Annotated in this window: 23 protein-coding genes; 9 read left to right on the forward strand and 14 right to left on the reverse strand. The window is 74.4% G+C overall.

What is annotated here, in order from left to right; translation table 11 throughout:
- Positions 1-50 precede the first annotated feature (50 nt).
- On the forward strand, positions 51-890 hold the full coding sequence (locus tag ACTJIY_RS08445; protein ID WP_440674177.1) for a DNA-formamidopyrimidine glycosylase family protein: 840 nt from the start codon (positions 51-53) through the stop codon (positions 888-890).
- Between the two features lie 52 nt (positions 891-942).
- On the opposite strand, the gene ACTJIY_RS08450 is transcribed toward ACTJIY_RS08445, so the two are convergent.
- From ACTJIY_RS08450 to ACTJIY_RS08465, 4 genes are all read right to left on the reverse strand, one after another.
- The gene (locus tag ACTJIY_RS08450; RefSeq protein ID WP_024840578.1) at positions 943-1284 is read right to left on the reverse strand and encodes a helix-turn-helix domain-containing protein; all 342 of its coding nucleotides are present in this window, start codon (positions 1282-1284) and stop codon (positions 943-945) included.
- Between the two features lie 361 nt (positions 1285-1645).
- A complete protein-coding gene (locus tag ACTJIY_RS08455) occupies positions 1646-2197 on the reverse strand; it encodes a CinA family protein (protein WP_440674176.1) in 552 nt (183 codons plus the stop codon).
- Positions 2194-2823 carry a CDP-diacylglycerol--glycerol-3-phosphate 3-phosphatidyltransferase gene (gene pgsA / locus ACTJIY_RS08460; RefSeq protein WP_440674175.1) on the reverse strand — a complete coding sequence of 210 codons (630 nt, stop codon included), beginning with the start codon at positions 2821-2823 and terminating at the stop codon, positions 2194-2196. Before pgsA ends, ACTJIY_RS08455 begins: the two co-directional genes overlap by 4 nt.
- 95 nt (positions 2824-2918) lie before the next feature.
- A complete protein-coding gene (locus ACTJIY_RS08465; RefSeq protein ID WP_253051322.1) occupies positions 2919-5753 on the reverse strand; it encodes an FtsK/SpoIIIE family DNA translocase in 2835 nt (944 codons plus the stop codon).
- 138 nt (positions 5754-5891) lie between these two features.
- Here ACTJIY_RS08465 and ACTJIY_RS08470 point away from each other — a divergent pair, with 138 nt between their 5' ends.
- Positions 5892-6830: an MBL fold metallo-hydrolase gene (locus ACTJIY_RS08470; RefSeq protein WP_440674174.1), complete on the forward strand. Its 939-nt coding sequence runs from the start codon at positions 5892-5894 to the stop codon at positions 6828-6830.
- A gap of 43 nt (positions 6831-6873) precedes the next feature.
- Here ACTJIY_RS08470 and ACTJIY_RS08475 read toward each other — a convergent pair whose 3' ends face one another.
- On the reverse strand, positions 6874-7239 hold the full coding sequence (locus ACTJIY_RS08475; protein WP_353706740.1) for an Imm51 family immunity protein: 366 nt from the start codon (positions 7237-7239) through the stop codon (positions 6874-6876).
- 78 nt (positions 7240-7317) lie between these two features.
- Positions 7318-7728, reverse strand: a complete 411-nt coding sequence (locus ACTJIY_RS08480) for a hypothetical protein (RefSeq protein ID WP_440674173.1) — start codon at positions 7726-7728, stop codon at positions 7318-7320.
- Positions 7729-7845: 117 nt separating this feature from the next.
- Here ACTJIY_RS08480 and ACTJIY_RS08485 point away from each other — a divergent pair, with 117 nt between their 5' ends.
- Positions 7846-8433 (forward strand): TetR/AcrR family transcriptional regulator, encoded by a 588-nt coding sequence (locus tag ACTJIY_RS08485; protein ID WP_353706742.1) that lies wholly within the window; start codon positions 7846-7848, stop codon positions 8431-8433.
- Between the two features lie 92 nt (positions 8434-8525).
- On the opposite strand, the gene ACTJIY_RS08490 is transcribed toward ACTJIY_RS08485, so the two are convergent.
- The gene (locus ACTJIY_RS08490) at positions 8526-10211 is read right to left on the reverse strand and encodes a ribonuclease J (protein ID WP_047234710.1); all 1686 of its coding nucleotides are present in this window, start codon (positions 10209-10211) and stop codon (positions 8526-8528) included.
- A 50-nt stretch (positions 10212-10261) separates the two neighbouring features.
- A complete protein-coding gene (gene dapA / locus ACTJIY_RS08495; protein ID WP_440674172.1) occupies positions 10262-11188 on the reverse strand; it encodes a 4-hydroxy-tetrahydrodipicolinate synthase in 927 nt (308 codons plus the stop codon).
- A gap of 114 nt (positions 11189-11302) precedes the next feature.
- Here dapA and ACTJIY_RS08500 point away from each other — a divergent pair, with 114 nt between their 5' ends.
- The 6 genes from ACTJIY_RS08500 to ACTJIY_RS08525 all read left to right on the forward strand — a co-directional run bounded on the left by ACTJIY_RS08500 (position 11303) and on the right by ACTJIY_RS08525 (position 15797).
- On the forward strand, positions 11303-12787 hold the full coding sequence (locus ACTJIY_RS08500) for an NAD-dependent succinate-semialdehyde dehydrogenase (RefSeq protein WP_440674171.1): 1485 nt from the start codon (positions 11303-11305) through the stop codon (positions 12785-12787).
- Positions 12788-12917: 130 nt separating this feature from the next.
- Complete coding sequence (locus ACTJIY_RS08505; protein ID WP_440674170.1) at positions 12918-13577, forward strand: TIGR00645 family protein; 660 nt, start codon at positions 12918-12920, stop codon at positions 13575-13577.
- Positions 13574-14389 carry an AzlC family ABC transporter permease gene (locus ACTJIY_RS08510; RefSeq protein ID WP_440674169.1) on the forward strand — a complete coding sequence of 272 codons (816 nt, stop codon included), beginning with the start codon at positions 13574-13576 and terminating at the stop codon, positions 14387-14389. The genes ACTJIY_RS08505 and ACTJIY_RS08510 overlap by 4 nt, the downstream gene beginning before the upstream one ends.
- Positions 14386-14706, forward strand: a complete 321-nt coding sequence (locus ACTJIY_RS08515) for an AzlD domain-containing protein (RefSeq protein WP_253051313.1) — start codon at positions 14386-14388, stop codon at positions 14704-14706. The genes ACTJIY_RS08510 and ACTJIY_RS08515 overlap by 4 nt, the downstream gene beginning before the upstream one ends.
- A 42-nt stretch (positions 14707-14748) precedes the next feature.
- Positions 14749-15258, forward strand: coding sequence for a GNAT family N-acetyltransferase (locus ACTJIY_RS08520; RefSeq protein WP_253051312.1), 510 nt, complete (start codon positions 14749-14751; stop codon positions 15256-15258).
- A gap of 80 nt (positions 15259-15338) precedes the next feature.
- A complete protein-coding gene (locus tag ACTJIY_RS08525; RefSeq protein WP_440674168.1) occupies positions 15339-15797 on the forward strand; it encodes a hypothetical protein in 459 nt (152 codons plus the stop codon).
- A gap of 41 nt (positions 15798-15838) precedes the next feature.
- Here the strand turns inward: ACTJIY_RS08525 and ACTJIY_RS08530 are convergent, their stop codons facing one another.
- The 6 genes from ACTJIY_RS08530 to ACTJIY_RS08555 all read right to left on the reverse strand — a co-directional run bounded on the left by ACTJIY_RS08530 (position 15839) and on the right by ACTJIY_RS08555 (position 23618).
- Positions 15839-16273: a hypothetical protein gene (locus tag ACTJIY_RS08530; RefSeq protein ID WP_253051468.1), complete on the reverse strand. Its 435-nt coding sequence runs from the start codon at positions 16271-16273 to the stop codon at positions 15839-15841.
- A gap of 104 nt (positions 16274-16377) precedes the next feature.
- Positions 16378-17133 carry a 4-hydroxy-tetrahydrodipicolinate reductase gene (gene dapB / locus ACTJIY_RS08535; protein WP_440674232.1) on the reverse strand — a complete coding sequence of 252 codons (756 nt, stop codon included), beginning with the start codon at positions 17131-17133 and terminating at the stop codon, positions 16378-16380.
- A gap of 217 nt (positions 17134-17350) precedes the next feature.
- The gene (locus ACTJIY_RS08540; protein ID WP_439157547.1) at positions 17351-18682 is read right to left on the reverse strand and encodes a M16 family metallopeptidase; all 1332 of its coding nucleotides are present in this window, start codon (positions 18680-18682) and stop codon (positions 17351-17353) included.
- A gap of 1 nt (position 18683) precedes the next feature.
- Positions 18684-20909, reverse strand: a complete 2226-nt coding sequence (locus ACTJIY_RS08545) for a polyribonucleotide nucleotidyltransferase (RefSeq protein WP_440674167.1) — start codon at positions 20907-20909, stop codon at positions 18684-18686.
- A gap of 314 nt (positions 20910-21223) precedes the next feature.
- Entirely contained in the window at positions 21224-21493 is a 270-nt protein-coding gene (rpsO, locus tag ACTJIY_RS08550) for a 30S ribosomal protein S15 (protein ID WP_021479897.1), read from the reverse strand.
- Between the two features lie 181 nt (positions 21494-21674).
- The gene (locus ACTJIY_RS08555) at positions 21675-23618 is read right to left on the reverse strand and encodes a peroxidase family protein (protein ID WP_440674166.1); all 1944 of its coding nucleotides are present in this window, start codon (positions 23616-23618) and stop codon (positions 21675-21677) included.
- Positions 23619-23686: the final 68 nt, after the last annotated feature.

Raw genomic sequence — 23686 nt, forward strand, 5'->3', positions numbered from 1 at the left:
ACGACCCGGTGGGAGCCGGGGACGCCCGCCGAGCATCGGGAGGGACGGCCGTGCCCGAGGGTGACATCCTGCGGCTCGTGTCCGCGCGTCTGGACGAGGCGCTCGCCGGGCGTGTGCTGGTGCGCGCGGAGCTGCGGTGGCCGACCGCCGCGGAGGCCGACCTCACGGGCCGCACGGTCGTGGCGAACGTCCCGTACGGCAAGCACCTGTTCACGCGGCTCGACGACGGTCGGTCGCTGCACACGCACCTGCGCATGGAGGGGTCGTGGCGGATCGCGCGCACGGGCGCCCGGGACGCGCGCGCCGCGGAGCCGTCGGTGCGCGTGGTGCTCGCCAACGCGTGGTGGACGGCAGTCGGGAACCGCATCGGGATGCTCCACGTGCTGCGCACCGCCGACGAGCCGACCATCACCGGCCCGCTCGGCCCCGACGTGCTGGCCGACGACTTCCCCACGGAGGGGGTCGTGGAGGCCGTCGTGCGCCTGCGGGCGGACGACGCCGCGGGCGGCACCGGGCCACGGCACCGGCCGGGCCGGGAGAGGACCGGCGTCCCGGTCGCGGAGGCGCTGCTCGACCAGCACCTCGTCGCCGGCATCGGCACGATCTACACGGCCGAGTCGCTCTTCGCGGAGCGGATCTACCCGTGGACGCCGGTCCGGGACGTCGAGGACCTCGCGGGCGTGCTCACGACGGCACGAGCGCTCATGCAGCGCACCGTCCGGCACGGGTTCGACCCCCGGGCCGGCGTCGTGCGTCACGTGCACGCGCGCACACGAAAGGCGTGCCACGTCTGTGGCACGCCTGTCGCAGAAGGTACGGCGAACGAGCCGCCGTACGAACGTCCGGTCTTCTGGTGTCCCTCGTGCCAGGCGCCGCCCGCGAGCGGGTGATCGCGGGCGTCTCTGCCCGGCACCTGCTCCGGGGCGGCCCCGGCGTGGACCGTCAGCCGACGGGCTGCAGGTCCTCTCGTCGTGCGGTGCCGTCGGGGTTCTGCCGCCCGAGGACCGCGGTCGCGAAGTCTGCCGGGATCGTGTCCGGGATGAGCAGACCCTCGGCGACGGCGACCCGGTCGCTGACCTCGCGCAGCACCAACGACATCGGGATGTCGAGCGCCTCGCAGATCGAGCCGAGGAGCTCCGACGACGCTTCCTTCTGACCGCGCTCGACCTCGCTGAGGTAGCCCAGCGAGACCCGCGCGGCGGAGGACACCTCTCGCAGGGTGCGCCCCTGTCGCTGGCGAGCGTCTCGCAGCACGTCCCCGATCTCTCGTCGAAGAACAATCATCTGGCGACCCCCTTCCGTGTCCCGTGCGCCCCCGGGAGCCGGTGAGGCCCCCACCGGGGTGCGCGTACTGCTCGTGCCGGTCTTCCTGTTCACTGCCCCGCGTGACGGGGTCGTCCTACCGTACCCCGCCCGCGGTCCGCTCACGTCTCCGGTGCGGCGTGCCGGACCGGCCGTCGGCGCGTTGTCCGTGCGGCCCACCGGTCGGTTGACGGTCCTGTTGGCGATCACGTGCTGTGCAACGTCCCGACGTGGGGCCTTGTTCCCGCACCCCGCCGCCCGGCGAACCCCCCGCGGCACGTTCACGACCTCTCCACCTGCACCTCCCGGACCGGGCTCTGCGGGCCGCTCGGGCGACCACGGTTCACCCGCGGATTTCACCCCGCCGGTCCGCGGAGGGCCGGTCCTCCGTCACCGCGCGCGCGAGGTCGACCGCCGCCGCGACGGTCCCGGCGCGGACCGCCGCGCGCTCGCCGTCGAGGTGCAGCCGCCGTACGTGCGTCCCGCGGGGCCCGCTCGCCGCCACGAACACCGTGCCCGGTGGTCGGCCGTCCTGCGGGTCCGGTCCCGCGACGCCCGTGGTCGCGACCCCCACGTCCGCGCCGAGCACCTCCCGTACCCGCTCCGCCATCTGGCGCGCGACGTCCGGGTGGACCGCCCCGTGCGCGGCGAGGAGGTCGCCGTCGACCCCGAGCACCGACTGCTTGACGTCCGTCGCGTAGGCGACGACCGCGCCGCGGAGCACGCGCGACGCGCCCGGGACGTCGACGATCGTCGCGGAGAGCAGCCCGCCCGTGAGCGACTCGGCGGTCGCGAGGGTCCACCCGCGCGCCTCGAGCGCGGCGAGGAGGCCGACGACGTCCGGTCGTGCGACCAGGGGCCCCGCGGCCTCGGCGTCGCGGGCCGCTCCCGTCATGACGTCGACGCGGCGCCCGGCGTCGCCCCGCGCTCGGCGAGGCGGGCCGCGCGGATCGCGTCGCGCCGCAGCCGCCAGCCCTGGTAGGCGTACTCCACGCCCGTCACGACGGTGACGAGGATCGCCGCGGCGAGCACCACCCACGCGACGACGCCGATCCACGCGGGCAGGTGCGCCAGCGGGAGGAGGAAGAGCGTGATCGCGACCGTCTGGAGCACGGTCTTGAGCTTGCCGCCGCGGGACGCGGGCATGACCGCGTACTTGAGGACCGCGAACCGCAGGAGCGTGACGCCGAGCTCGCGCGCGAGCACGACCACGGGCACCCACCAGGGCAGCACGCCGAGGGGCCACGCGAGCAGGACGAGCGCGGTGCCGACGAGCAGCTTGTCCGCGATCGGGTCGAGCAGCTTGCCGAGGTCCGTGACGAGGTCGTACCTGCGCGCCAGGTAGCCGTCCAGGCGGTCCGACGTCGCGGCGAGGACGAAGATGCCCGTCGCGACCAGCCGCCACGTGACGGACTCCCCGCCGTCGACGAGCAGCGCCCACGCGAAGAACGGGACGAGCAGGATCCTCGCCATGGTGACGAGGTTCGCGGAGTTCCACGGCGAAGGGACGGCGGTGACCACGCCACCAGCCTAGGGGGTGCTCAGGGGTGCCCCGACCGGCGACCGCTCCTCGCGGTGCCGATCCCGGGGCGGCTCCGGTCCCACCCCGTGCGCCCTCAGCGCCAGCCTGACTCCACGTCGGCCCCGTCGTGGTAGTCCGTCGCCACCGGCGGCATGTGCCCGTCGGTGCCCTCGCCGTAGTCGTGCCCCGTCCCGCCACCAGGCGCCGCTGCGGACGCGGGTGCCTGGCCGTCGAAGACGTCCTGTGCCGGCTCGCCGCGGATCAGCGCGAGCGCGGACGGCAGCTCCTCGGGCGAGACGAGGACCTCGCGCGCCTTCGACCCCTCGGAGGGGCCGACGATCTCGCGCGACTCGAGCAGGTCCATGAGGCGGCCGGCCTTGGCGAACCCGACGCGCAGCTTGCGCTGGAGCATCGACGTCGAGCCGAACTGCGACGTCACGACGAGCTCCGCGGCCTGCAGCAGCAGGTCGAGGTCGTCGCCGATGTCCTCGTCGATCTGCTTCTTCGCCGCGGCCTGCGTGACGTCCTCGCGGTACACCGGCTTGAGCTGGCCCTTGACGTGCTCGACGACGGCGTGCACCTCGGACTCGGAGACCCACGCGCCCTGGACGCGCATCGGCTTCGCCGCGCCCATCGGGAGGAAGAGGGCGTCGCCCTGGCCGATGAGCTTCTCGGCGCCCGGCTGGTCCAGCACGACGCGCGAGTCCGCGAGCGAGGAGGTCGCGAACGCGAGGCGCGACGGCACGTTGGCCTTGATGAGGCCGGTGACGACGTCGACCGACGGCCGCTGCGTCGCGAGGACGAGGTGGATGCCCGCGGCGCGCGCGAGCTGCGTGATGCGCTGGATCGACGCCTCGACGTCGCGCGGCGCGACCATCATGAGGTCGGCGAGCTCGTCGACGACGACGAGCAGGTACGGGTACGTGGCGATCTTGCGCTCGGAGCCCGGCAGCGGCTTGACCTTGCCCGAGCGCACGGCGGCGTTGAAGTCGTCGATGTGCTTGTACCCGAACGCGGCGAGGTCGTCGTACCGGGCGTCCATCTCGCGCACGACCCAGTCGAGCGCCTCGGCGGCCTTCTTCGGGTTGGTGATGATGGGCGTGATGAGGTGCGGGATGCCCTCGTAGATCGTCAGCTCGACGCGCTTCGGGTCCACGAGCACGAGGCGCACCTGCTCAGGCGTCGAGCGCATGAGGATCGACGTGATCATGGAGTTGATGAAGCTCGACTTGCCGGCGCCCGTCGCGCCCGCGACGAGGATGTGCGGCATCTTGGCGAGGTTCGCGACGACGTAGCCGCCCTCGACGTCCTTGCCCACGCCCATGACCATGGGGTGCTCGGTCCGGCGCGCCGCCGACGAGCGGAGCACGTCGCCGAGCACGACCGTCTCGCGGTCGGTGTTGGGGATCTCGATGCCGATCGCCGACTTGCCGGGGATCGGCGCGAGGATGCGCACGTCCGCGCTCGCGACGGCGTAGGCGATGTTGTTCGAGAGCGACGTGATGCGCTCGACCTTGACCTTGGGGCCGACCTCGACCTCGTACCGCGTGACCGTGGGGCCGCGCGTGAAGCCGGTGACCTTCGCGTCGACCTCGAACTGCTCGAAGGTCTGGGTGAGCGCCTCGACGACCCGGTCGTTCGCGGCCGAGCGGACCTTGTGCGGCGCGCCCTTCACCAGGGAGTCCTCGTTCGGCAGGAGGTAGACGGTGTCGCCCTCGAGCATCGGCTGGACGCCGCGCGGCAGCGGACTGCTCGGCGGGGGCGGCGGGACGCTGCCCGCGCCGTCGCCCGGGGCGGGGGCGACGGCGCCCATCGCGGCTGCCGCGGTGTCCTGCGCGAGGCCCTGCCCGACGGCGGGCACCGCCTCGGTCGGCGCGGTGCCGGGCGCCGGGTCGTCGCCGCGGCGCTTCTTGCCCCGGCCGCGAGGGGAGTCGTCCTCGTAGTCGAGGAACGCCGCCGTCTCGAACGCCTCGTCGCCCGAGAACCCGCCCTCGGGCTTCTCGATCTCGGCGGCCTCCGCCGCGCGCTGCGCCTTGGTCTTCCGGGGCTTGCGCGGGCGACGACCCGCCGGCACGTCCGTGCCGTCGTGGCGCGAGACACCCTCCGCGAGCGCGAGGCCGTCGGCGTCCAGCTCCTCGTCGTCCGCGCGGTGGTTGCCCGTGAGCACGTCGTAGAGGCCGCGCAGCCGGCTCGGGATCCGGTGCACCGGGGTCGCGGTGACGACCAGCAGCCCGAAGAACCCGAGCAGCAGGAAGATGGGCACCGCGAACCAGGGCGTCAGGCCGGTGGTCACGGGCGTCGCGGCGAGGTAGCCGACGATGCCGCCCGCGTCCTGCACGGCCTCGAACCCGTCGCGAGGCGCCGGGAGGTCCTCGGAGATGTGCACGAGCGAGCACACCGACACGACGATGAGGGTGAGGCCGATCGCGACCCGCGAGTTCGCCTGGGCGCGCTCGGGGTGGCGCATGATGCGCACGGCGAGCCAGAGCAGGAGCACGGGCACCGCGACGCCCGCGAGGCCGAACGTGCCGGCGACGACGCCGTGGACGACCAGGCCGAACGTGCCCTGGATGCCCCACCACTCGCGGGCCGCGACGACGACCGCGAGGGCGATGAGGAAGAACGCGACGCCGTCGCGCCGGTGTGCCGGGTCCAGCTCTCTTGCTCCCTTTCCGATGGTGCGCACGAGCGCTCCGAGGCCGTGCGCGGCGCCGAGCCAGACCGCCCGCACCGCGCGGACGGGCCACGGCGGACCCGACGCGGGGCGCCGCGCGGGCCGGCGCGTGCCGGAGGAGGAGGACCGCCCGCGACCGGTACCGGCGCGCGACGTGCCGCGGGCCGAGGACGAACCGCCGCGCGCCGAGGTGCGGGGCGCTGGCGTGCGGTTGCTCGCGGTCCGACGTGCCTGCGGGGACGTGCGGGTCGCCATAGTGGTCCTAACCTACCTGCGGGGGACGACACGGACGCGGACCCGGCGGCGCGTGTCCCGGCCGGGACGCGACCGGGCCACGACCGGTGAGCGACCACCCGTGACGAGGACCGGTGGCGGACGAGGACCGGAGGCACCGTGCACGAGCCCACGCACGCCGGGCGACGCGACGTACCGAGCGACCGATCGAGCGGCCCACCGGCCGGCCCGGACGCCATCGCGCCGCTCGGGGCGACCACCGCGCCGCGAGCGCGCGACCTCGTCGAGGTGGCTCCCGGCGTCTGGGTCGCCACGGCGGAGATCTGGACGACGACGTCGACCGTCGTCACCGCGCCGGACGGCGAGGCGCTGGTCGTCGACCCGGCGGTGACGGTCGCCGAGGTCGAGGGGCTCGCCGCCGCGGTCCGGGCGCGCGGCTGGCGCGTGACCGCCGGTTTCGCGACGCACCCGCACTGGGACCACGTGCTGTGGTCGCCCGCGCTCGGCGACGCGCCCCGCTGGGCGACGGCGCGCACCGCCGACGCGACGCGGCGGCGGCGGGCCGCGGTCCTCGCGTCGGCCGACGCCGCCGCACCCGGCCACGACCCCGCGCTCGTGGGGACGCTCACCCCGCTCCCCCGCGGCGCACGACGGGTCCCCTGGCCCGTCACCGCGCCGGAGGGCCCGGGGCCCTCCGGCCCGGGCACGGTGACCGTCGTCGAGCACGACGCCCACGCACCGGGCCACGCCGCTCTCGTGGTGCGCACGCCGCACGCGAGCGTGCTCGTGGCGGGCGACATGCTCTCGGACGTGGAGGTACCGCTCGTCGACACCGACGCCCGGGACCCCGTCCGGGTCTACCGGGGCGCGCTCGACGCGCTCGAGCTCGCCGCGCGCGACGTGGACGTGCTCGTCCCCGGCCACGGGAGCCCTGCCGTCGGTCGCGCTGCGGTCGCCACGCGCTTCGCGGCCGACCGCGCCTACCTCGACGCGCTCGACGCGGCGGTCCGGCAGGGCACGGCCGTGGACGACCTGCGGATCGCCGGGTACGTCGCCGAGTGGCACGCCGACCAGCTCGACGTGCTGCGCTCCCGCTGACGCTCTCACGGCCGCCGACCAGCCCGTGGGCGTCGGGGCCGCCTCAGTCGTCGAGCCCGAGCTCCGTGGACCGGGCGAGCGCCGCGTCGAGCGCCTGCTCGTCCGTGACCAGGCGGTGCAGGTGCCGGGCCGCGGCGTGCAGCGCGTCGAGGTCCGACCCGTAGACGCTCACCATGCCGCCCTCGGGGTCGAATCCGACGGCGTCGAGGACGCTCGGCTCGTGGTCGGTCAGCGTTGCCTGGAGCGCGCCGGAGAAGTCGTACCCGGAACCCTCGACGCCGCGACGCTCGAGAGCGTCCCGGTGCTGGTGCCACTCCGGCCCGCCGGGCGAGTAGATGACGCTCCATCCCTGGGCCTGGGTCACGAGGCGGACGGGTTCGAGCGGGGCGAAGTCCTCGGCGGTGGTCATGCGGGAACCGTAGCGGTGACCACCCACGACGCCGCAGCGGACCTCCGGGGACGCCGGCCGGGCCCGGGTCCGCCGTCGTCACCCGAGGAAGAGCCCGATCGCGAGCGTCACGACGCCCGAGGCGAGGACCAGCCCGCCGGCCGGGAGCAGCACGACGGCCCGGTTCGGCGCCTCGCGTCCCGAGCCCACGGCGGAGAGGAAGAACCCGGCGGGCAGGAGGATCGCGGCGACGAGCACCCCGGTGGCCGCGAGCCACCGCCAGAGGCCCGTGAGGTCGGTGGCCTCCGCGAGCAGCAGGCACACGAGACCCAGGACCACGAGCACGCCCGCGTGCGCGTGCCCGGCGCGGAAGAAGGACGTCTGGAAGCCCGTCGCCGGCACGCGCCGCGTGACGACCTTGACGAGGAACGCGCCGCCGGACTCGATGCCGACGACCGTGAGCAGGACGATGCCGGCGGTGATGCGGGCGGCGTCGGTGAGCTCGAGCACGGGAACCTCCGGGGTGGGACGGGCAGGACGACCCGGGCACCGCGCGCCGCCCGGGTTTACGAACACTGTTATAGAACACCGTTCGCATACGCGGGTCAAGCCCCCTAGACTCGTCGCGTGGCACGCCCCCGACTGCACGACGACGCGCTGCGCGACCGCCTCCTCGACGTCACGTCGCGCGCCCTCTCCGAGCACGGCGAGGGCGCGGTGACGGTGCGGTCGGTCGCGGTGGCCGCCGGCACGAGCCCGTCAGCGGTGTACGCGCTCTTCGGCAGCCGCGACGACCTCGTCGCCGCCGTGTCCGCCGAGGGCTTCCGGCGCTTCGCCGCCCACCTCGCGGCGGTCGAGCGGACCGACGACCCGGGAGCGGACCTCGCCGCCCTCGGCCGCGCGTACCGCGCCTTCGCGCTCGCGGACCCGCACTTCTACGCCGTGATGTTCGCGCGCGGCGTGCGGCCCGGCGCGGACCGACCCCGCGCCGTCGAGGAGGCGACCTTCCTCGTGCTGCGCGACGCCGTCGCGCGCCTCGTGCCCGACACGGGGGCCGTCGACGACGTCGCGCTCGGGCTGTGGGGCCTCGTGCACGGCCTCGTCTCGCTCGAGCTCGCCGGCCTCGTCCCCGGCGACGACGCGGAGCGCACCGCGCGCTACGGCGCGACGCTCGCCGCCGTCGGCCCCGGGCTGGTCCGCAGCGCCGGGACGTGACGACCCCAGCCCCGAGACGTGAGAAGTGGCCCCCGCCAGACCGACGGCAGGGGCCACTTCTCGCTTCTCGCGCCGGCGAACGACGTCGCCGGTCAGGCCTCGACGACCACCGGGACGATCATCGGGCGGCGCCGCAGGCGGTTGGAGACCCACCGCCCGATGACGCGGCGCATGACCTGCTGGAGCTGGTGCGTGTCGGTCGCGCCGCCGGCGATCGCGTCCTCGAGCGCCTTGACGACCTCCGGCTGGATGTCCTGGAACACCTTGTCGTCCTCGGCGAAGCCGCGCGCGAGGATCTGGGGGCCGGCGAGCACCTTGCCGGTCGCGGAGTCCACGACGGCGAAGACGGACACGAAGCCCTCCTCGCCGAGGATGCGCCGGTCCTTGAGCTCGGCGTCGGTGATCTCGCCGACGCTCGACCCGTCGACGTACACGTACCCGCACGGCACCGCGCCGACGACCGACGCCTTGCCGTCGACGAGGTCGACGACGACGCCGTCCTCGGCGAGCACGACGCGGTCCGCGGGCACTCCCGTGCGGACCGCGAGCGCCCCGTTCGCGACGAGGTGACGGACCTCGCCGTGCACCGGCATGACGTTCTTGGGCTTGAGCACGTTGTAGCAGTAGAGGAGCTCGCCCGCGCTCGCGTGCCCGGACACGTGCACCTTGGCGTTGCCGCCGTGCACGACGCGCGCCCCGAGCCGGGTGAGCCCGTTGATGATGCGGAACACGGCGTTCTCGTTGCCCGGGATGAGCGACGACGCGAGGATCACGGTGTCGCCGTGGCCGACCTGGACCTTGTGGTCGCCGTTGGCCATGCGCGACAGCGCCGCCATGGGCTCGCCCTGGGATCCGGTGCACATGAGCACGATCTCGTCGTCGCGCAGCGAGTCGACCTTCTTGAGGTCGATGAGCACGCCCTCGGGCACGTGGAGGTACCCGAGCTCGGCGGCGATGGTCATGTTGCGGACCATCGAGCGCCCGACGAGCGCGACACGGCGCCCGTGGTGGTGCGCCGCGTTGAGGACCTGCTGCACGCGGTGCACGTGCGAGGAGAACGACGCGACGATGATGCGCTTCTCCGACGCCGCGAAGACGTTGTCGAGCACCGGGCCGATCTCGACCTCGGGCGTGACGAACCCGGGGACCTCGGCGTTGGTCGAGTCGACCATGAACAGGTCGACGCCCTGCTCGCCGAGGCGCGCGAACGCGCGCAGGTCGGTGATGCGCCCGTCGAGCGGGAGCTGGTCCATCTTGAAGTCGCCCGTGTGCAGCACGGTCCCGGCGCCGGTCGTCACGGCGACCGCGAGCGCGTCGGGGATCGAGTGGTTCACGGCGACGAACTCGCAGCGGAACACGCCGAGCTGCTCGACCTGCCCCTCCTTGACCGCGAGGGTCACGGGCGAGATGCGGTGCTCCTTGAGCTTCGCCTCGACGAACGCCAGCGTGAGCTGCGACCCGACGAGCGGGATGTCGCGGCGCAGGCGCAGCAGGTACGGGACGGCGCCGATGTGGTCCTCGTGGCCGTGCGTGAGGACGATCGCCTCGATGTCGTCCAGCCGGTCCGCGATGTAGTCGAAGTCCGGGAGGATGAGGTCGACGCCGGGCTGGTTGTCCTCGGGGAAGAGGACGCCGCAGTCGATGACGAGCAGGCGCCCGTCGTACTCGAGGACGGCCATGTTGCGGCCGACCTCCCCGAGCCCGCCGAGGGCGACGATGCGCAGCCCTCCGGTGGGGAGCTCGGGAGGCAGGGAGAGTTCGGGGTGGGGATGGCTCACGGGGCCTCCTGTCGTGGCTGAGCCGGGGGTTTCGAGGGCTCCTGCCCTCGCTAGTTCGTGGGTGCGGCAGCGCCGGCGAGCACGCCCGCGGCCGCGAGGGCGTCGCGGACCAGCGCGACGTCGTCCTCGGTCGCCGCGACGTTCGGCAGGCGCAGGAACCGGTTGTCGGTGATGCCGAGCAGCTCGACGGCGGCCTTGGCCATGACGGCCTGGAAGCCCGCGCCGTTGAGCGCGTCGATGACCGGCGTCGTGGTGAGGAAGACGTCGAGCGCGCCCGCGTGGTCGCCCGCGTCGAAGCGGCGCACGACCTCGGCGAACGGTCCGGCCACCACGTGCCCGGAGACGGAGACGATGCCGGCCGCGCCGTGCGCGAGGAACGGCAGCAGCAGGCCGTCGTCGCCGCTGTAGAACGCGAGCCCGGTCGCGGCGGCGAGCTTGGCGGCGGCGTACACGTCGCCCGTCGCGTCCTTGCTCGCGACGACCCGGTCGTGCGCCGCGAGCCGCGCGTACGTCGCGGGCGCGATCCGCACGCCCGTGCGGCCGGGGACGTCGTAGAGCATGACGGGGAGGTCGGTCGCGTCGGCGATCGCCGTCACGTGCCGGTACACGCCCTCCTGGCTGGGGCGCGAGTAGTAGGGCGAGACGACGAGGAGCCCGTCGGCCCCGGCCTCGGCCGCCTGCTCCGCCATGCGCAGGGCGTGGTCGGTGTCGTTGGACCCTGCCCCGGCGACGACCGCCGCGCGGTCGCCCACCGCCTCGACGACGACGCGCACGAGGTCCTGCTTCTCCGGCGCGTGGGTCGTGGGCGACTCGCCCGTCGTGCCGCTCAGCACGAGACCGTCGTTCCCGTCGTCCACCAGGCGCTTCGCGAGCCGGGCCGCCGCCGCGAGGTCGACGGCGCCGTCGGGCGTCATCGGGGTGACCATGGCCGTGAGGACGGCACCGAACGGGCGCGCAGGGGTGGCGGGAAGGACCATGTGCACAAACTACCGTGCGGCGGCTCCCCGCACCGCGCCCGTCCAGGCCCGGGACCGCCCCGCGCGACCGCCGCCCGGGTGCGGCCCCGCGACCCCGAGGGCGATACTCGGAGCATGTCCCGCCCCGCCTCGACGTCGAACCTCTCCCCCGCGCTCGTCGCGCACGTGCCCACGGGGCTGCTCGTCGACGGGCACTGGGGCCCGGCGGAGGGGGGCCGGACGTTCGAGGTCGAGGACCCGGCCACGGAGGAGTCCCTCTTCGACGTCGCCGACGCGAGCCCGGCCGACGCCCTGCGCGCCCTCGACGCCGCGCACCGGGCGGCGCCCGCGTGGCGCGCGACGCCCCCGCGGGAGCGCGGCGAGGTCCTGCGCGCGGTCTACGACCGGGTCGTCGCGCGCGCCGACGACGTCGCCGCGCTCATCACGGCCGAGTGCGGCAAGCCGCTCGCCGAGGCGCGCGCCGAGGTGCTCTACGGCGCCGACTTCCTGCGCTGGTACGCGGAGCAGGCGGTGCGCGCCGACGGGCTCGCCCGCACCGCACCCGCGGGCGGCAACCGGCAGCTCGTCTTCCGTCGCCCCGTGGGCCCGGCCCTCCTCGTCACGCCGTGGAACTTCCCCATCGCGATGGCGACGCGCAAGATCGGGCCGGCGCTCGCCGCGGGCTGCACCGTCGTGATCAAGCCCGCGCGGCTCACGCCGCTGACGACGGCGCTCGTGGCCGAGGTCATCCGCTCCGAGCTCGCGGACCGCGGTCTGCCGATCGGCGTCGTCAACGTCGTCCCGTCGTCGCGCGCCGCGGACGTCACCGAGCCCCTCCTCGCCGACGAGCGCCTGCGCAAGCTGTCGTTCACGGGCTCGACGGCCGTGGGGCGCACGCTCCTGGAGAAGGCCGCGCCCCAGGTGCTGCGCACCTCGATGGAGCTCGGCGGCAACGCGCCGTTCCTCGTGTTCGCCGACGCGGACCTCGACGCCGCGGTCGAGGGCGCGCTCGTCGCGAAGCTGCGCAACGCGGGCCAGTCGTGCGTCGCGGCCAACCGCTTCCTCGTGCACGACGCCGTCGCGCGCGAGTTCGCGCAGCGGCTCGCCACCGCGTTCGAGGACCTGCGGGTCGGTCCGGGCGCGCAGGACGGGACGCAGGTCGGCCCGCTCATCGAGGCGAAGGCGGTGGACAAGGTCGCCGAGCTCGTCGACGCCGCGTCCGACGGCGGCGCGCAGGTCCTCACGGGTGCCGACCGGCCGCGGTCCACGGGATACTTCTACGCGCCGACCGTGCTGTCCGGCGTCGACCCGGACGCGCGCGTCGTCACCGAGGAGATCTTCGGGCCGGTGGCGCCGGTCGTCGCGTTCGGCGACGACGACGAGGGCCTCGCGCTCGCGAACGCGACCGAGTACGGCCTCGCCGCCTACGCGTACACCACCTCGCTCGACCGCGCCGTGCGGGTGTCCGAGGAGGTCGAGGCCGGGATGATCGGCATCAACCGCGGGATGGTGTCGGACGCGAGCGCGCCGTTCGGCGGGCTGAAGCAGTCGGGCCTCGGCCGCGAGGGCGGGGAGGCGGGTCTCGAGGAGTACCTCGAGACCGTGTACGTCGCGCTCTGACGCGGGACGTCGACACGACGCCCGCGGGGCCGGCGGGCGCGTCCGGCACCGTGGTGACCGACGACGTGCCGACGCCGCACGTTGGTAGCCTGACGCTCCCCTGCCACCGACTCCCGGAGAGCCCACGCCCGTGCCCTCGTCGCCCGCGTCGACCGTCAGCCCGAACGTCCCCTCGCCCAGCGCCCGCGTCACGACCGTCGGGTACATGATCTTCGCGTCCCGCTGGCTCCAGGCACCGCTCTACTTCGGCCTCATCGTGGCCCAGGTGGTCTACGTCTGGCAGTTCCTCAAGGAGCTGTGGCACCTCATCGTCGGCGGCTTCGCCGGCGAGGTGTCGGTCATGAACGCGGACACGCACCAGCTCGAGACGCACACCTACGGCGCCGAGGAGATCATGCTGGCCGTCCTCGGCCTCGTCGACGTCGTCATGATCTCCAACCTGCTCATCATGGTCATCGTCGGCGGCTACGAGACGTTCGTGTCGCGCATCCGCCTCGACAACCACCCCGACCAGCCGGAGTGGCTGAGCCACGTCAACGCGAACGTGCTCAAGACCAAGCTCGCGATGTCGATCATCGGCATCTCGTCGATCCACCTGCTGCGCACGTTCATCGAGTCGTCGAGCAACCGCATCACGTCCGAGACCATGCTGTGGCAGACGATCATCCACCTCGCGTTCGTCGTCTCGGCGCTCGCGCTCGCGGCGATCGACCGCATGTCCCTCACCGCGCACCAGCGCGCGGCCAACGCCGCCGCGGCGGGCGAGGGCCCGGCCGACCCGCACGCATGAGCCGGCCCGACGACGTCCCGCGCCCAGGCGCCGAGCCGGACGCCCCCGCGTCGCTCGACGCCGAGGTGACGGGCGCCGTCGAGCACGCCGTCGAGGACGAGGTCCGCGCCGCGGTCCGCCAGGCCGTCTCGGTCTCCGTCGCGACGGGGCTGTACGGGATCTCGTTCGGGGCGCTGTCCGTGGTCGCGGGGCTCGACGTCGCGCAGACCATGGCGCTGAGCCTGCTCATGTTCTCGGGCGGCTCGCAGTTCGCGCTCATCGGCGTGGTCGGCGCGGGCGGCGCGCCGACGGCCGCGATCGCCACCGCGGGCTTCCTCGGGGTCCGCAACGCGCTGTACGGAGCGCAGCTCGGCCCGCTGCTCGCGCTGCGGTCGTGGCACAAGGTCGTCGCGGCGCAGTTCACCATCGACGAGTCGACGGCGGTCGCGACGGCGCAGCGGTCCCGCCGCGCCGTCCGGGCGGGGTTCTGGTGGACCGGCGTCGGGATCTTCGTGCTGTGGAACGCCATGACGCTCGTCGGCGCGCTCGCGGGCGACGCGCTCGGCGACCCGCGCGCGTGGGGGCTCGACGCCGCCGCGGCGGCCGCTTTCCTGGCCCTCCTGTGGCCCCGGCTCGCAGCGCGGGCGATGCAGCTCACCGCGGCGGCGGCCGTCCTCGTCGCGGTCCTGCTCGTCCCGGTCGCGCCGGGCGGCGTGCCGGTGCTCGCCGCGGCCGTCGTCGCGATCGTCATCGGGCAGGTGGACGCGCGACGGCGACGCCGCGCCGCGGGCGCGCCACCCTCGTCGTCCACGGACGAGAAGGAGACCTCATGACGTCAGCGACCGTGTGGGTCGTCGTGCTGGCCGCGTCGGCGCTGTGCTTCGCGCTCAAGCTCGCCGGGCACCTCGTGCCCGAGCACTGGCTCGCCGACGAGCGCGTCGCGCGCACGGCCGCGCTCGTGACCGCCGCGCTCCTCGCCGCGCTCGTCGCGGTCCAGACGGTCGGCGACGGCCAGGCCCTGGTCGTCGACGCGCGCCTGCCCGCGCTCGGCGTCGCGGCCGTCGCGCTCGCGCTGCGCGCGCCGTTCATCGTCGTCGTGGTCCTGGCGGCGGCCACGGCCGCCGGCCTGCGCGCCCTGGGCTGGGGCTGAGCGCCGGCCCGAGGCGTGGCCCACGTCTCGTAGGGTGAACCCGTGAGCCTCTTCCGCGAGACCGCCGACGTCTCCGTCCGCCCCGCCGTGCCCGGAGACGACGTCGCGATGACCGCGATCCAGGTGGGCGCGTGGCGCTCGTCGCACGAGGAGGTCCTCGGCGAGGACGTGCTCGACGCCCTCGACACCGTGCGGATGCGCGAGCAGTGGGCCGCCGCCATCTCCTCCCCTCCGGGACCGGGGTTCGGCGTGCTCGTCGCGTGCGTCGGCGCCGACGTCGTCGGGTTCGCCGCCGTGGCGCCCGGGCAGGTCCTCGCGCTCGAGGTCGAGCCGCGGCACCAGCGCGGCGGGCACGGGTCGCGCCTGCTCGCCGCCGCGGTCGACCGGCTGCGCCGGGACGGCGCGGAGGAGGTCGTCACGTGGGTGCTCGACGGCGACACCGCGCGCGAGACGTTCCTCGCCGGCGCCGGGCTCGGGCCCGACGGGCGGACCCGGACGCTCGCCACCGGGGTGCGCGACGTCGTGGAACGCCGGTGGGCCGCCGAGATCTGAGGGCTCGCGCGACCGTTCGTCACGCAGCCGTGACACCGCCGTGACCCGTTCGCGCGCGTGACCTGCGAGGATCGACCGCCATGGGCATCCTCACCGACTACTTCTCCGCACCCGACGACGCGCAGGCCGGTCGCGCGGCACGGACGGGCCCGAGCAGCCCCGACCCGCTGACGAACCAGCCGGTGTTCCCCACGGTCGAGCTCAAGGGGATCGACCCGTTCGTCGTGCTGGGCACGCTCGCGGGCCTCCTCACGGACCGCCCGTACGCCGAGGCGGAGAGCGACCCCCGGCACGGGGAGCTCGTCGCGAGCGCGGGCGACGAGGGTCCGTGGGTCGTCGCGGTCACCGCGGAGCTCGTCGCGGCGCTCGCCGCGGCGACACCGACCGACCTCGACGCCGTCGCCGTGCGCTGGGCCGCCACCGAGGAGCTGGAAGGCTCCGACCCCGCCGACCTGGCCGGTGCCCTGCACCGGCTCGCGACCCTGTGCGTCCAGGCGGACGACGCGGGCCACCGCCTCTACTGCTGGACGAGCCTCTGACCTGCCGACGTGGTCCGCCCACGCCGGGTGGACCGCCTCGGTCAGCGACGGGCGCGGTAGAGAGCCGCGGCCTTGCGCAGCGCCTCGCGCGCCCGACGGCGGTCGCGCGCGGCGTCGTACGCGAACGCCAGGTGGTACCACGCCTCCCAGCTCTGCGGGTCGGCGTCGACCGCGTCGCGGTACGGCCCGAACGCCGCGTCGGCGGCGTCCCGGTCGATGCGCCCGCCGGGTGAGCGCGGCAGGTCGTCGACCGGGAGCCGACCCTGGGCGGCGAGGTCGTCGGCCATGCGCTGCACGGTCCCCGCGAGCAGGAACTCGCGGCCGACCAGGCCGACCACGAGCAGGGGCAGGACGAGCACGCCCGCCCCGATCACCATCGCGACGGGTTCGCCCGTCCCGATGAGCGCGGCGGCACGCCACGCCACCTGCGACACGTAGATCGCGAGCAGGATCGTCACGAGCACCGCGCCGACGATCGCCTTCCAGGGCCGGACGGCGCGCGACCGCCCGGTCGTCCCCTCCGGACGGCCGTCGTCGCTGCCGCCGCCGGCGTCGGGACCGACCGGACCGCCGGGCGCGCTCACGCCAGGTCCAGCACGTTCTCGAGACCGACCGCCAGGCCCGGGCGCCCGACGACCTCGCGCACGGCGAGCAGCACGCCCGGCATGAAGGAGACGCGGTCGAACGAGTCCTGGCGGATGACGAGCTGCTCGCCCGCGTTGCCGAACAGGATCTCCTCGTGCGCGACGAGGCCGCGCAGACGCACCGCGTGCACGCGCACCCCGTCGACGTCGGCGCCGCGCGCCTCCCACCCCGTCTCCGTCGCGTCGGGGCTCGCCGCGAGGCCCGCGTCGGCGCGCGCGGCGGCGATCGCCGCCGCGGTGTGCCGGGCGGTGCCGGACGGCGCGTCGACCTTGTCCGGGTGGTGGAGCTCGATCACCTCGGCCGACTCGAAGTAGCGGGCGGCCTTCGCGGCGAACGTCATCGCGAGGACGGCCGAGAGGCCGAAGTTCGGGGCGATCAGGACGCCGAGGGCGGGGCCGCCGCCCGCGGCGACACGCTCGAGGTGCTCGGTGACGCGGCCTCGGCTCTCGTCCGTCCAGCCCGTGGTCCCGACGACGGCGTGCACGCCCGCGTCGATCAGCGCGTGCACGTTCGCCTCGGTCGCGGACGGGACGGTGAAGTCGACGGCGACGTCGGCGCCGCCGAGCGTGGCGGACGTGACCTCGTCGCCGGCGTCCAGGCGCGCGACGAGGTCGAGGTCCGCCGCGCCCTCGACGGCCGCGCACACGGTCGCGCCCATGCGTCCGGCCGCGCCGAGGACGGCGACCCGCAACGGGCGGCCCGGCCCCTGGCCGGGGGCGGTCGCGGCGGGATCGGGCGCGGGGATGTTCTGCTCGCTCACGCCCGTCACCCTATCGCCGGTGCGCGGGCCGGCCGGTGCGCCGTCCGCGGCACCGGCGCCGAGCCCGCCCACCGCACCGGCCCGGCACGACGGCGGCCGCCCTCCGGGAGGAGGACGGCCGCCGCGAGTCGCCGTGGTCGGCGACGGTTCAGCCGCCGAACGGCCCGACGCGCACGACGGACCGGGGCCGCGAGGCGAGCTCGCTCGCCAGCTTCTGCACGTCGTCGGCCGTGACCGAGCGGATCGCGTCGAGCGACTCCTCGACGCTCAGGAGCTCGCCGTAGACGAGCTCGGCCTTGCCGAGCCGGCTCATGCGCGAGCCGGAGTCCTCGAGCCCGAGGACCATGCCGCCGGAGAGCTGGCCGATGCTGCGGTCGAGCTCGGCACCGGTGATGCCGTCGCCGGCGAGGCGGTCGAGCTCGGCGTGCAGGAGCTCGGTCACCTCGTCGACCTTCGACGGCGCGCACCCGGCGTAGAGGCCGAACGTGCCGATGCCGCCGTGACCCGAGGCGAAGGAGTACGTCGAGTACGCGAGGCCGCGCTTCTCGCGGATCTCCTGGAACAGGCGCGAGCTCATGCCGCCGCCCAGCACCGCGCTGAGCACGGAGAGCGTGAAGCGACGGTCGTCCGTCGCCGACAGGCCCGTGCCGCCGATGACGACGTTCGCCTGCTCGACGGCCCGGTGGACCGAGAGCTCGACGCCCGTGGTCCCGACACCGGCGAGGGCGGGGTCCTCGGGGTCGCGCCGGGGTCGCGGCGCGGTGGCCGCGTCGAGCGACCAGCCGCCGTCGTGCAGCGCCTGGCCCACCTGCGCGACGAGCGTGTCGTGGTCGACGCCGCCGGCCGCCGCGACGACGAGCGTCTCCGGGCGGTAGTGCCACCGGTAGTGCTCCCAGACCGCGTCGCGCGGGACCGCGTTGATCGTGTCCGGGGTGCCGCCGATGGGGCGGCCGAGCGCGTGACCGCCGAGGACGGCGGCCGCGAACTCCTCGTGCACGACGTCCGAGGGGTCGTCGTCGTTCATCGCGAGCTCTTCGAGGATCACGCCGCGCTCGGTCTCGAGCTCGTCGGGGTCCAGGCGTGCGGACGTCACCATGTCGGCGACGACGTCGACCGCCATGGGCAGGTCCGCGTCGAGCACGCGCGCGTAGTAGCACGTGTGCTCCTTGCCGGTCGCGGCGTTGGCCTCGCCGCCGACGGCGTCGAACGCCTCGGCGATGTCCATCGCCGAGCGGCGCGCGGTGCCCTTGAACAGCAGGTGCTCCAGGAAGTGCGTCGAGCCGAAGTGGCCGTCGGTCTCGTCGCGCGATCCGACGCCCACCCACGCGCCCATCGTCGCCGAGCGCAGGCCCGGCATCGACTCGGTGAGCACGCGGACCCCGCCGGGCAGGACGGAGCGACGGATCGTCGCGCCGTCCTGCCCGGCGGTCAGCTCGGCCCCGGCGTCACCCGCCGGGACGAGCGGGAGGTCCCAGGGCACGTCAGGCGTCCGCGCCCTCGGTCGCGGGAGCGTCGGCCGGAGCCTCCTCCTCGACCACGGCGTGCAGCGAGAGCTTGCCGCGCGGGTCGATCTCGCCGATCTCGACCTGGACCTTCTGGCCGATGGACAGCACGTCCTCGACGTTCTCGACGCGCTTGCCGCCCACGAGCTTGCGGATCTGGCTGATGTGCAGCAGACCGTCCTTGCCCGGGGAGAGCGAGATGAACGCGCCGAACGACGTCGTCTTGACGACCGTGCCGACGAAGCGCTCGCCGATCTCCGGGACGTGCGGGTTGGCGATCGCGTTGATCGCCGCGCGGGCGGCCTCGGCCGACGGGCCGTCGGTGGCGCCGATGTACACGGTGCCGTCGTCCTCGATGGAGATGTCCGCGCCCGTCTCCTCCTGGATCTGGTTGATCATCTTGCCCTTGGGGCCGATGACCTCGCCGATCTTGTCGACCGGCACCTTCACGGAGATGACGCGCGGGGCGTTCGGGGACATCTCGTCGGGCACGTCGATGGCCTCGGCGAGGACGTCGAGGATCGTCAGGCGCGCGTCGCGCGCCTGGGTCAGCGCACCGGCGAGCACCGAGGCGGGGATGCCGTCGAGCTTGGTGTCGAGCTGGATCGCCGTGACGAACTCGCGGGTGCCGGCGACCTTGAAGTCCATGTCGCCGAACGCGTCCTCGGCACCGAGGATGTCGGTGAGCGCCGCGTAGCGGGTCTCACCGTCCACCGTGTCGGAGATGAGGCCCATCGCGATGCCCGCGACGGGGGCGCGCAGCGGCACGCCCGCGTTGAGGAGCGAGAGCGTCGAGGCGCACACGGAGCCCATGGACGTCGAGCCGTTGGAGCCGAGGGCCTCGGACACCTGACGGATCGCGTACGGGAACTCCTCGCGGCTCGGGAGCACCGGCACGAGCGCACGCTCGGCGAGCGCGCCGTGGCCGATCTCGCGGCGCTTGGGGCTGCCCACGCGGCCGGTCTCGCCGGTCGAGTAGGGCGGGAAGTTGTAGTTGTGCATGTAGCGCTTGCGCGTCTCCGGACCGAGCGAGTCGATCTGCTGCTCCATGCGGAGCATGTTCAGCGTGGTGACGCCCATGATCTGGGTCTCGCCACGCTCGAAGAGCGCGGAGCCGTGCACGCGCGGGAGCACCTCGACCTCGGCCGACAGGGTGCGGATGTCCGCGAGCCCACGGCCGTCGATGCGCACGCCCTCGGTGAGGACGCGCTGGCGCACGAGCTTCTTCTGCAGCGCGCGGTACGCGGCGGAGAGCTCCTTCTCGCGGCCGTCGAAACCGGCCTGGAGCTTGCCGACCATCTCGTTCTTGATCTCGTCGAGACGGTTCTCGCGGTCCTGCTTGTCCGCGATGGCGAGCGCGGCGCGCAGGTCGGTCGCGACCTCGGCCTCGACCGCGGCGAACGCGTCGTCCTGGTAGTCCAGGAAGACCGGGTACTCCTTGACGGGCTTCGCGGCCTGGGCGGCGAGCGCCGACTGCGCGTCGCACAGGGCCTTGATGAACGGCTTGGCCGCCTCGATGCCCTCGGCGACGACCTCCTCGGTCGGCGCGGCGACGCCCTGGTCCTTGACGAGGCCCCAGGCACCGTCGGTGGCCTCGGCCTCGATCATCGCGATCGCGACGTCGTCACCCACGACACGGCCGGCCACGACCATGTCGAAGACCGCGCGCTCCTTGTCGGAGTACTTGGGGAACGCGACCCACTGGCCGTCGACGAGCGCGATGCGGACCGCGCCGACCGGGCCGGAGAACGGCAGGCCGGAGATCTGCGTCGACGCCGAGGCGGCGTTGATCGCGAGCGTGTCGTACGCGTCGTCCGGGTGGATCGCGAGGACCGTGATGACGACCTGGACCTCGTTGCGCAGGCCCTTGACGAAGAGCGGGCGCAGCGGGCGGTCGATGAGGCGGCACGCGAGGATGGCGTCCGTCGAGGGGCGGCCCTCGCGGCGGAAGAACGAGCCGGGGATGCGGCCCGCGGCGTACATGCGCTCCTCGACGTCCACCGTCAGCGGGAAGAAGTCGAACTGGTCCTTGGGGTGCTTGCCGGCCGTCGTGGCCGACAGGAGCATGGTCTCGTCGTCGAGGTACGCGGCGACGGAGCCGGCGGCCTGACGGGCGAGGCGCCCGGTCTCGAACCGGACGGTGCGGGTGCCGAAGCGACCGTTGTCGATCGTGGCCTCGGCGAACTGGATCTCGGGACCCTCCACGGGTGCCCTCCCTTTCTCGAAGCGCCGCCCGGGTAGCCCCTGTCGAGGGTTCCGGTCCGCGCCCCGGCGCGCGTGGCGCGGGGGCTCCGGTCGCACTCGACGCTCGGCGGTCTTCGATCGAGGTCCACGGCGGTTCCCGCACGATCGCGTCCGGGGACGAGACCGCGGGGGTCCGTGAGCCACTACCGAGGACCGAACGAGAGGCCGGCGGCGCGGTGGGTGGTGTGCGGCTGGGTGGTGCTCAGCCGGGGTGTGACGGGTACATCACACCAGACCAGCCCGGTCCCCGCAGGGACCGGGCTGGCGGTGTCGTGTCAGCGACGCAGACCGAGGCGCTCGATGAGGCTGCGGTAGCGGTTGATGTCGACCTTCTGCAGGTAGCCGAGGAGGCGACGGCGCTGGCCGACGAGGAGGAGCAGACCACGACGGCTGTGGTGGTCGTGCTTGTGCTCCTTGAGGTGCTCGGTGAGGTCCTTGATGCGCTGCGTGAGGAGCGCGACCTGGACCTCGGGCGAACCGGTGTCGCCCTCGCTCGTCGCGTACTCGGTCATGATGCGCTGCTTCGTGGCAGTGTCGAGCGGCACGGTTCTCCTTCGGGTTCGTTGCGCGGTGCGCCGGGGACGGTTCTCCCGGGCTCTCTGGATCCGCGGCCGGTCAGACGGCGCATCCATCGTACCAGCGCGCGGCCGCGCCGCCGGCGACGGGCGGTGCGGCCGGCGTCCGGACGCACCTCCGCCGACGGCGCGGCCGCACCGCCCTCGGCCTTCAGGCCCCGTCGTGCCCGGCCGTCCCGTCGCCGCGGAACCGGCCCGCCGCGTCGGGCAGCACGCCCGCGAACCGGAGCAGGTCCGGCAGCGTGAGGACGAGGGACCCGTCCTCGAAGTGCACGCCCTGCGCCGGGGTCCAGTGGTTGCTCGCCCGGACGTACGACGTGTCGTCCTGCCGCAGCAGGTACACGAACGTCTCCGCGAGCACGCGGCTGCCGACCTCGCCGAGGAAGCTCCCGTCGCCCTGGAGCTCGGCCTCCTTGAGGACGTAGTACCACAGCGGGGTGCCGCCGTGGTCGCCGTCCCGCAGGGCCGCGAGCGCCTGCTTCACGTCGTCGCCGGCCCGGTCCTCGAGCTGGGCCGGGGTGAGCGGGGTGACGCCGAGCGCCGAGGCGACGGCCTCGCCCGTGGGCAGCGCGAGCATGTAGCCGCGCAGCAGGTTGCGCTGCGCGAGCTGCTTCTGCAGCGCGCTGGCCACGAGCTGGGCCTGCGTGTGCGCGGGCGGCTCGGGCGGCAGCGCGCCCTCCTTGACGAGATCGCCGAGGCTCGGTGCCAGGAACGTGTCGATCTTCTCGGCGGCCCGGAACGGTGAGGGGTCGCCCTTGTCGACGAACCGGGCCCACTCGATCGGCCAGTTGGACGGCAGCGCGGGGACGCCCGCGGGGCCGGGGCGCAGGCTCCCGCCGTTGCCGGTGAACTGGAAGAGCTGGACGAGGCTCGCGTTCCGGGGCGGCGGCCCCGTGAAGTTCACGTTGTAGTCGTACGAGTCGCGGATCATCGAGTGCCCGAACCGGAACGCCGCGACCGCGAACTCGAGCGGCATCGAGACCGGGTAGCGCGGCCGGAAGAACGACGTGTCACGCAGGAGCGTCGCGTCGAGCACGCCCGGCTTGGTGAGGGTGCGCAGGTAGTCGTTGACCACGAGCCACTGGTAGTGCCAGCGCACGAGCTGGCTCGCGCGCTCGAAGACGCCGCGCTCGCCGCCCGTGAGCCGCGTCCACGGCTCGACGTCGTCCACCCAGTCCACGACGGCGTTGTGGAACCGGATCATGGCGAGGTGGAGCTGGGCCACGACGAGGTTCTCGTCGTTGCGCCCGTCGGGCACGAGCGGTGCGCCCTGCTCGTCGCGCGGCAGGTCGCGCTGGGCGTCGCCGCCGGGCTCGACGACGGCGAACGACGGGCCGCCCGGGATCACGAGCGGCTCGGTCGAGATGCGTCCGAGCCGGAGCTTGGTGGACCCGGGGACGTAGGACGCCTCGCTGCGGGTGGTCCGGTAGCCGCGCTCCCCCGCGAACACGGGGCCGCTCCCGTAGAGCGAGTCGAGGTTGAGCGCGGGGTGCCGCCCGTTGTGGAGCGAACGCACGACGACGCGCGGCGCGAAGACCTGGAACGGGACGGCGTCGACGTCGCCGAGCGCCTGGTCGCCGTCGCGGCCGGCCGTCGTGTCCGGGCCGTTCGTGTTGAGCGTGATGTCGTGGTCGATGAACTGGCCCCAGTACGTGTACACCGCCGGCACGTGGGAGTTCAGGTCGCGCGGCGGCTGCCCGGGCGGGGCGACCGGCCGGGCGACCATGGACGCCCCGAGCGTCTTGAGCGCCTCGACGGTGCCCGCCGTCGCGCCGTCGCCGACCGGCAGGTGGAACGCGGGGAAGCTCTCCGCGAGCTCCGGGAACAGGTAGTCGAACGCGGTCGTGGAGTCGTAGCGGTGGAGCTCGTGGTCCCGCGCGACCGCGGCCTCGGCCGCGGGCAGGAGCGGGGCGTTCGACTCCGCGGGGTCCACGTCCGCGTCCGGCGTCGGGCCGTCCGGCGCGACGGCCGAGCCGTGACCGACGCTCCGGACGGTCCGGCCGATCGGGGTGGACGCCTGGTCGACGGCGTCGGGGGCGACGTCGTCGACCACCGTCTCGGCGACGGGTGTCGCCGCGTGCTGCTGAGCCTCCATGGCTCTGCCTCTCTGTGGGGAGGTCGTCGTGCGGCCCGCTCGACGGGCCACCGGACGCCCCCGCGGGC

Source organism: Cellulosimicrobium sp. 22598 (assembly GCF_052044445.1).
GTDB classification, from domain to species: domain Bacteria; phylum Actinomycetota; class Actinomycetes; order Actinomycetales; family Cellulomonadaceae; genus Cellulosimicrobium; species Cellulosimicrobium cellulans_G.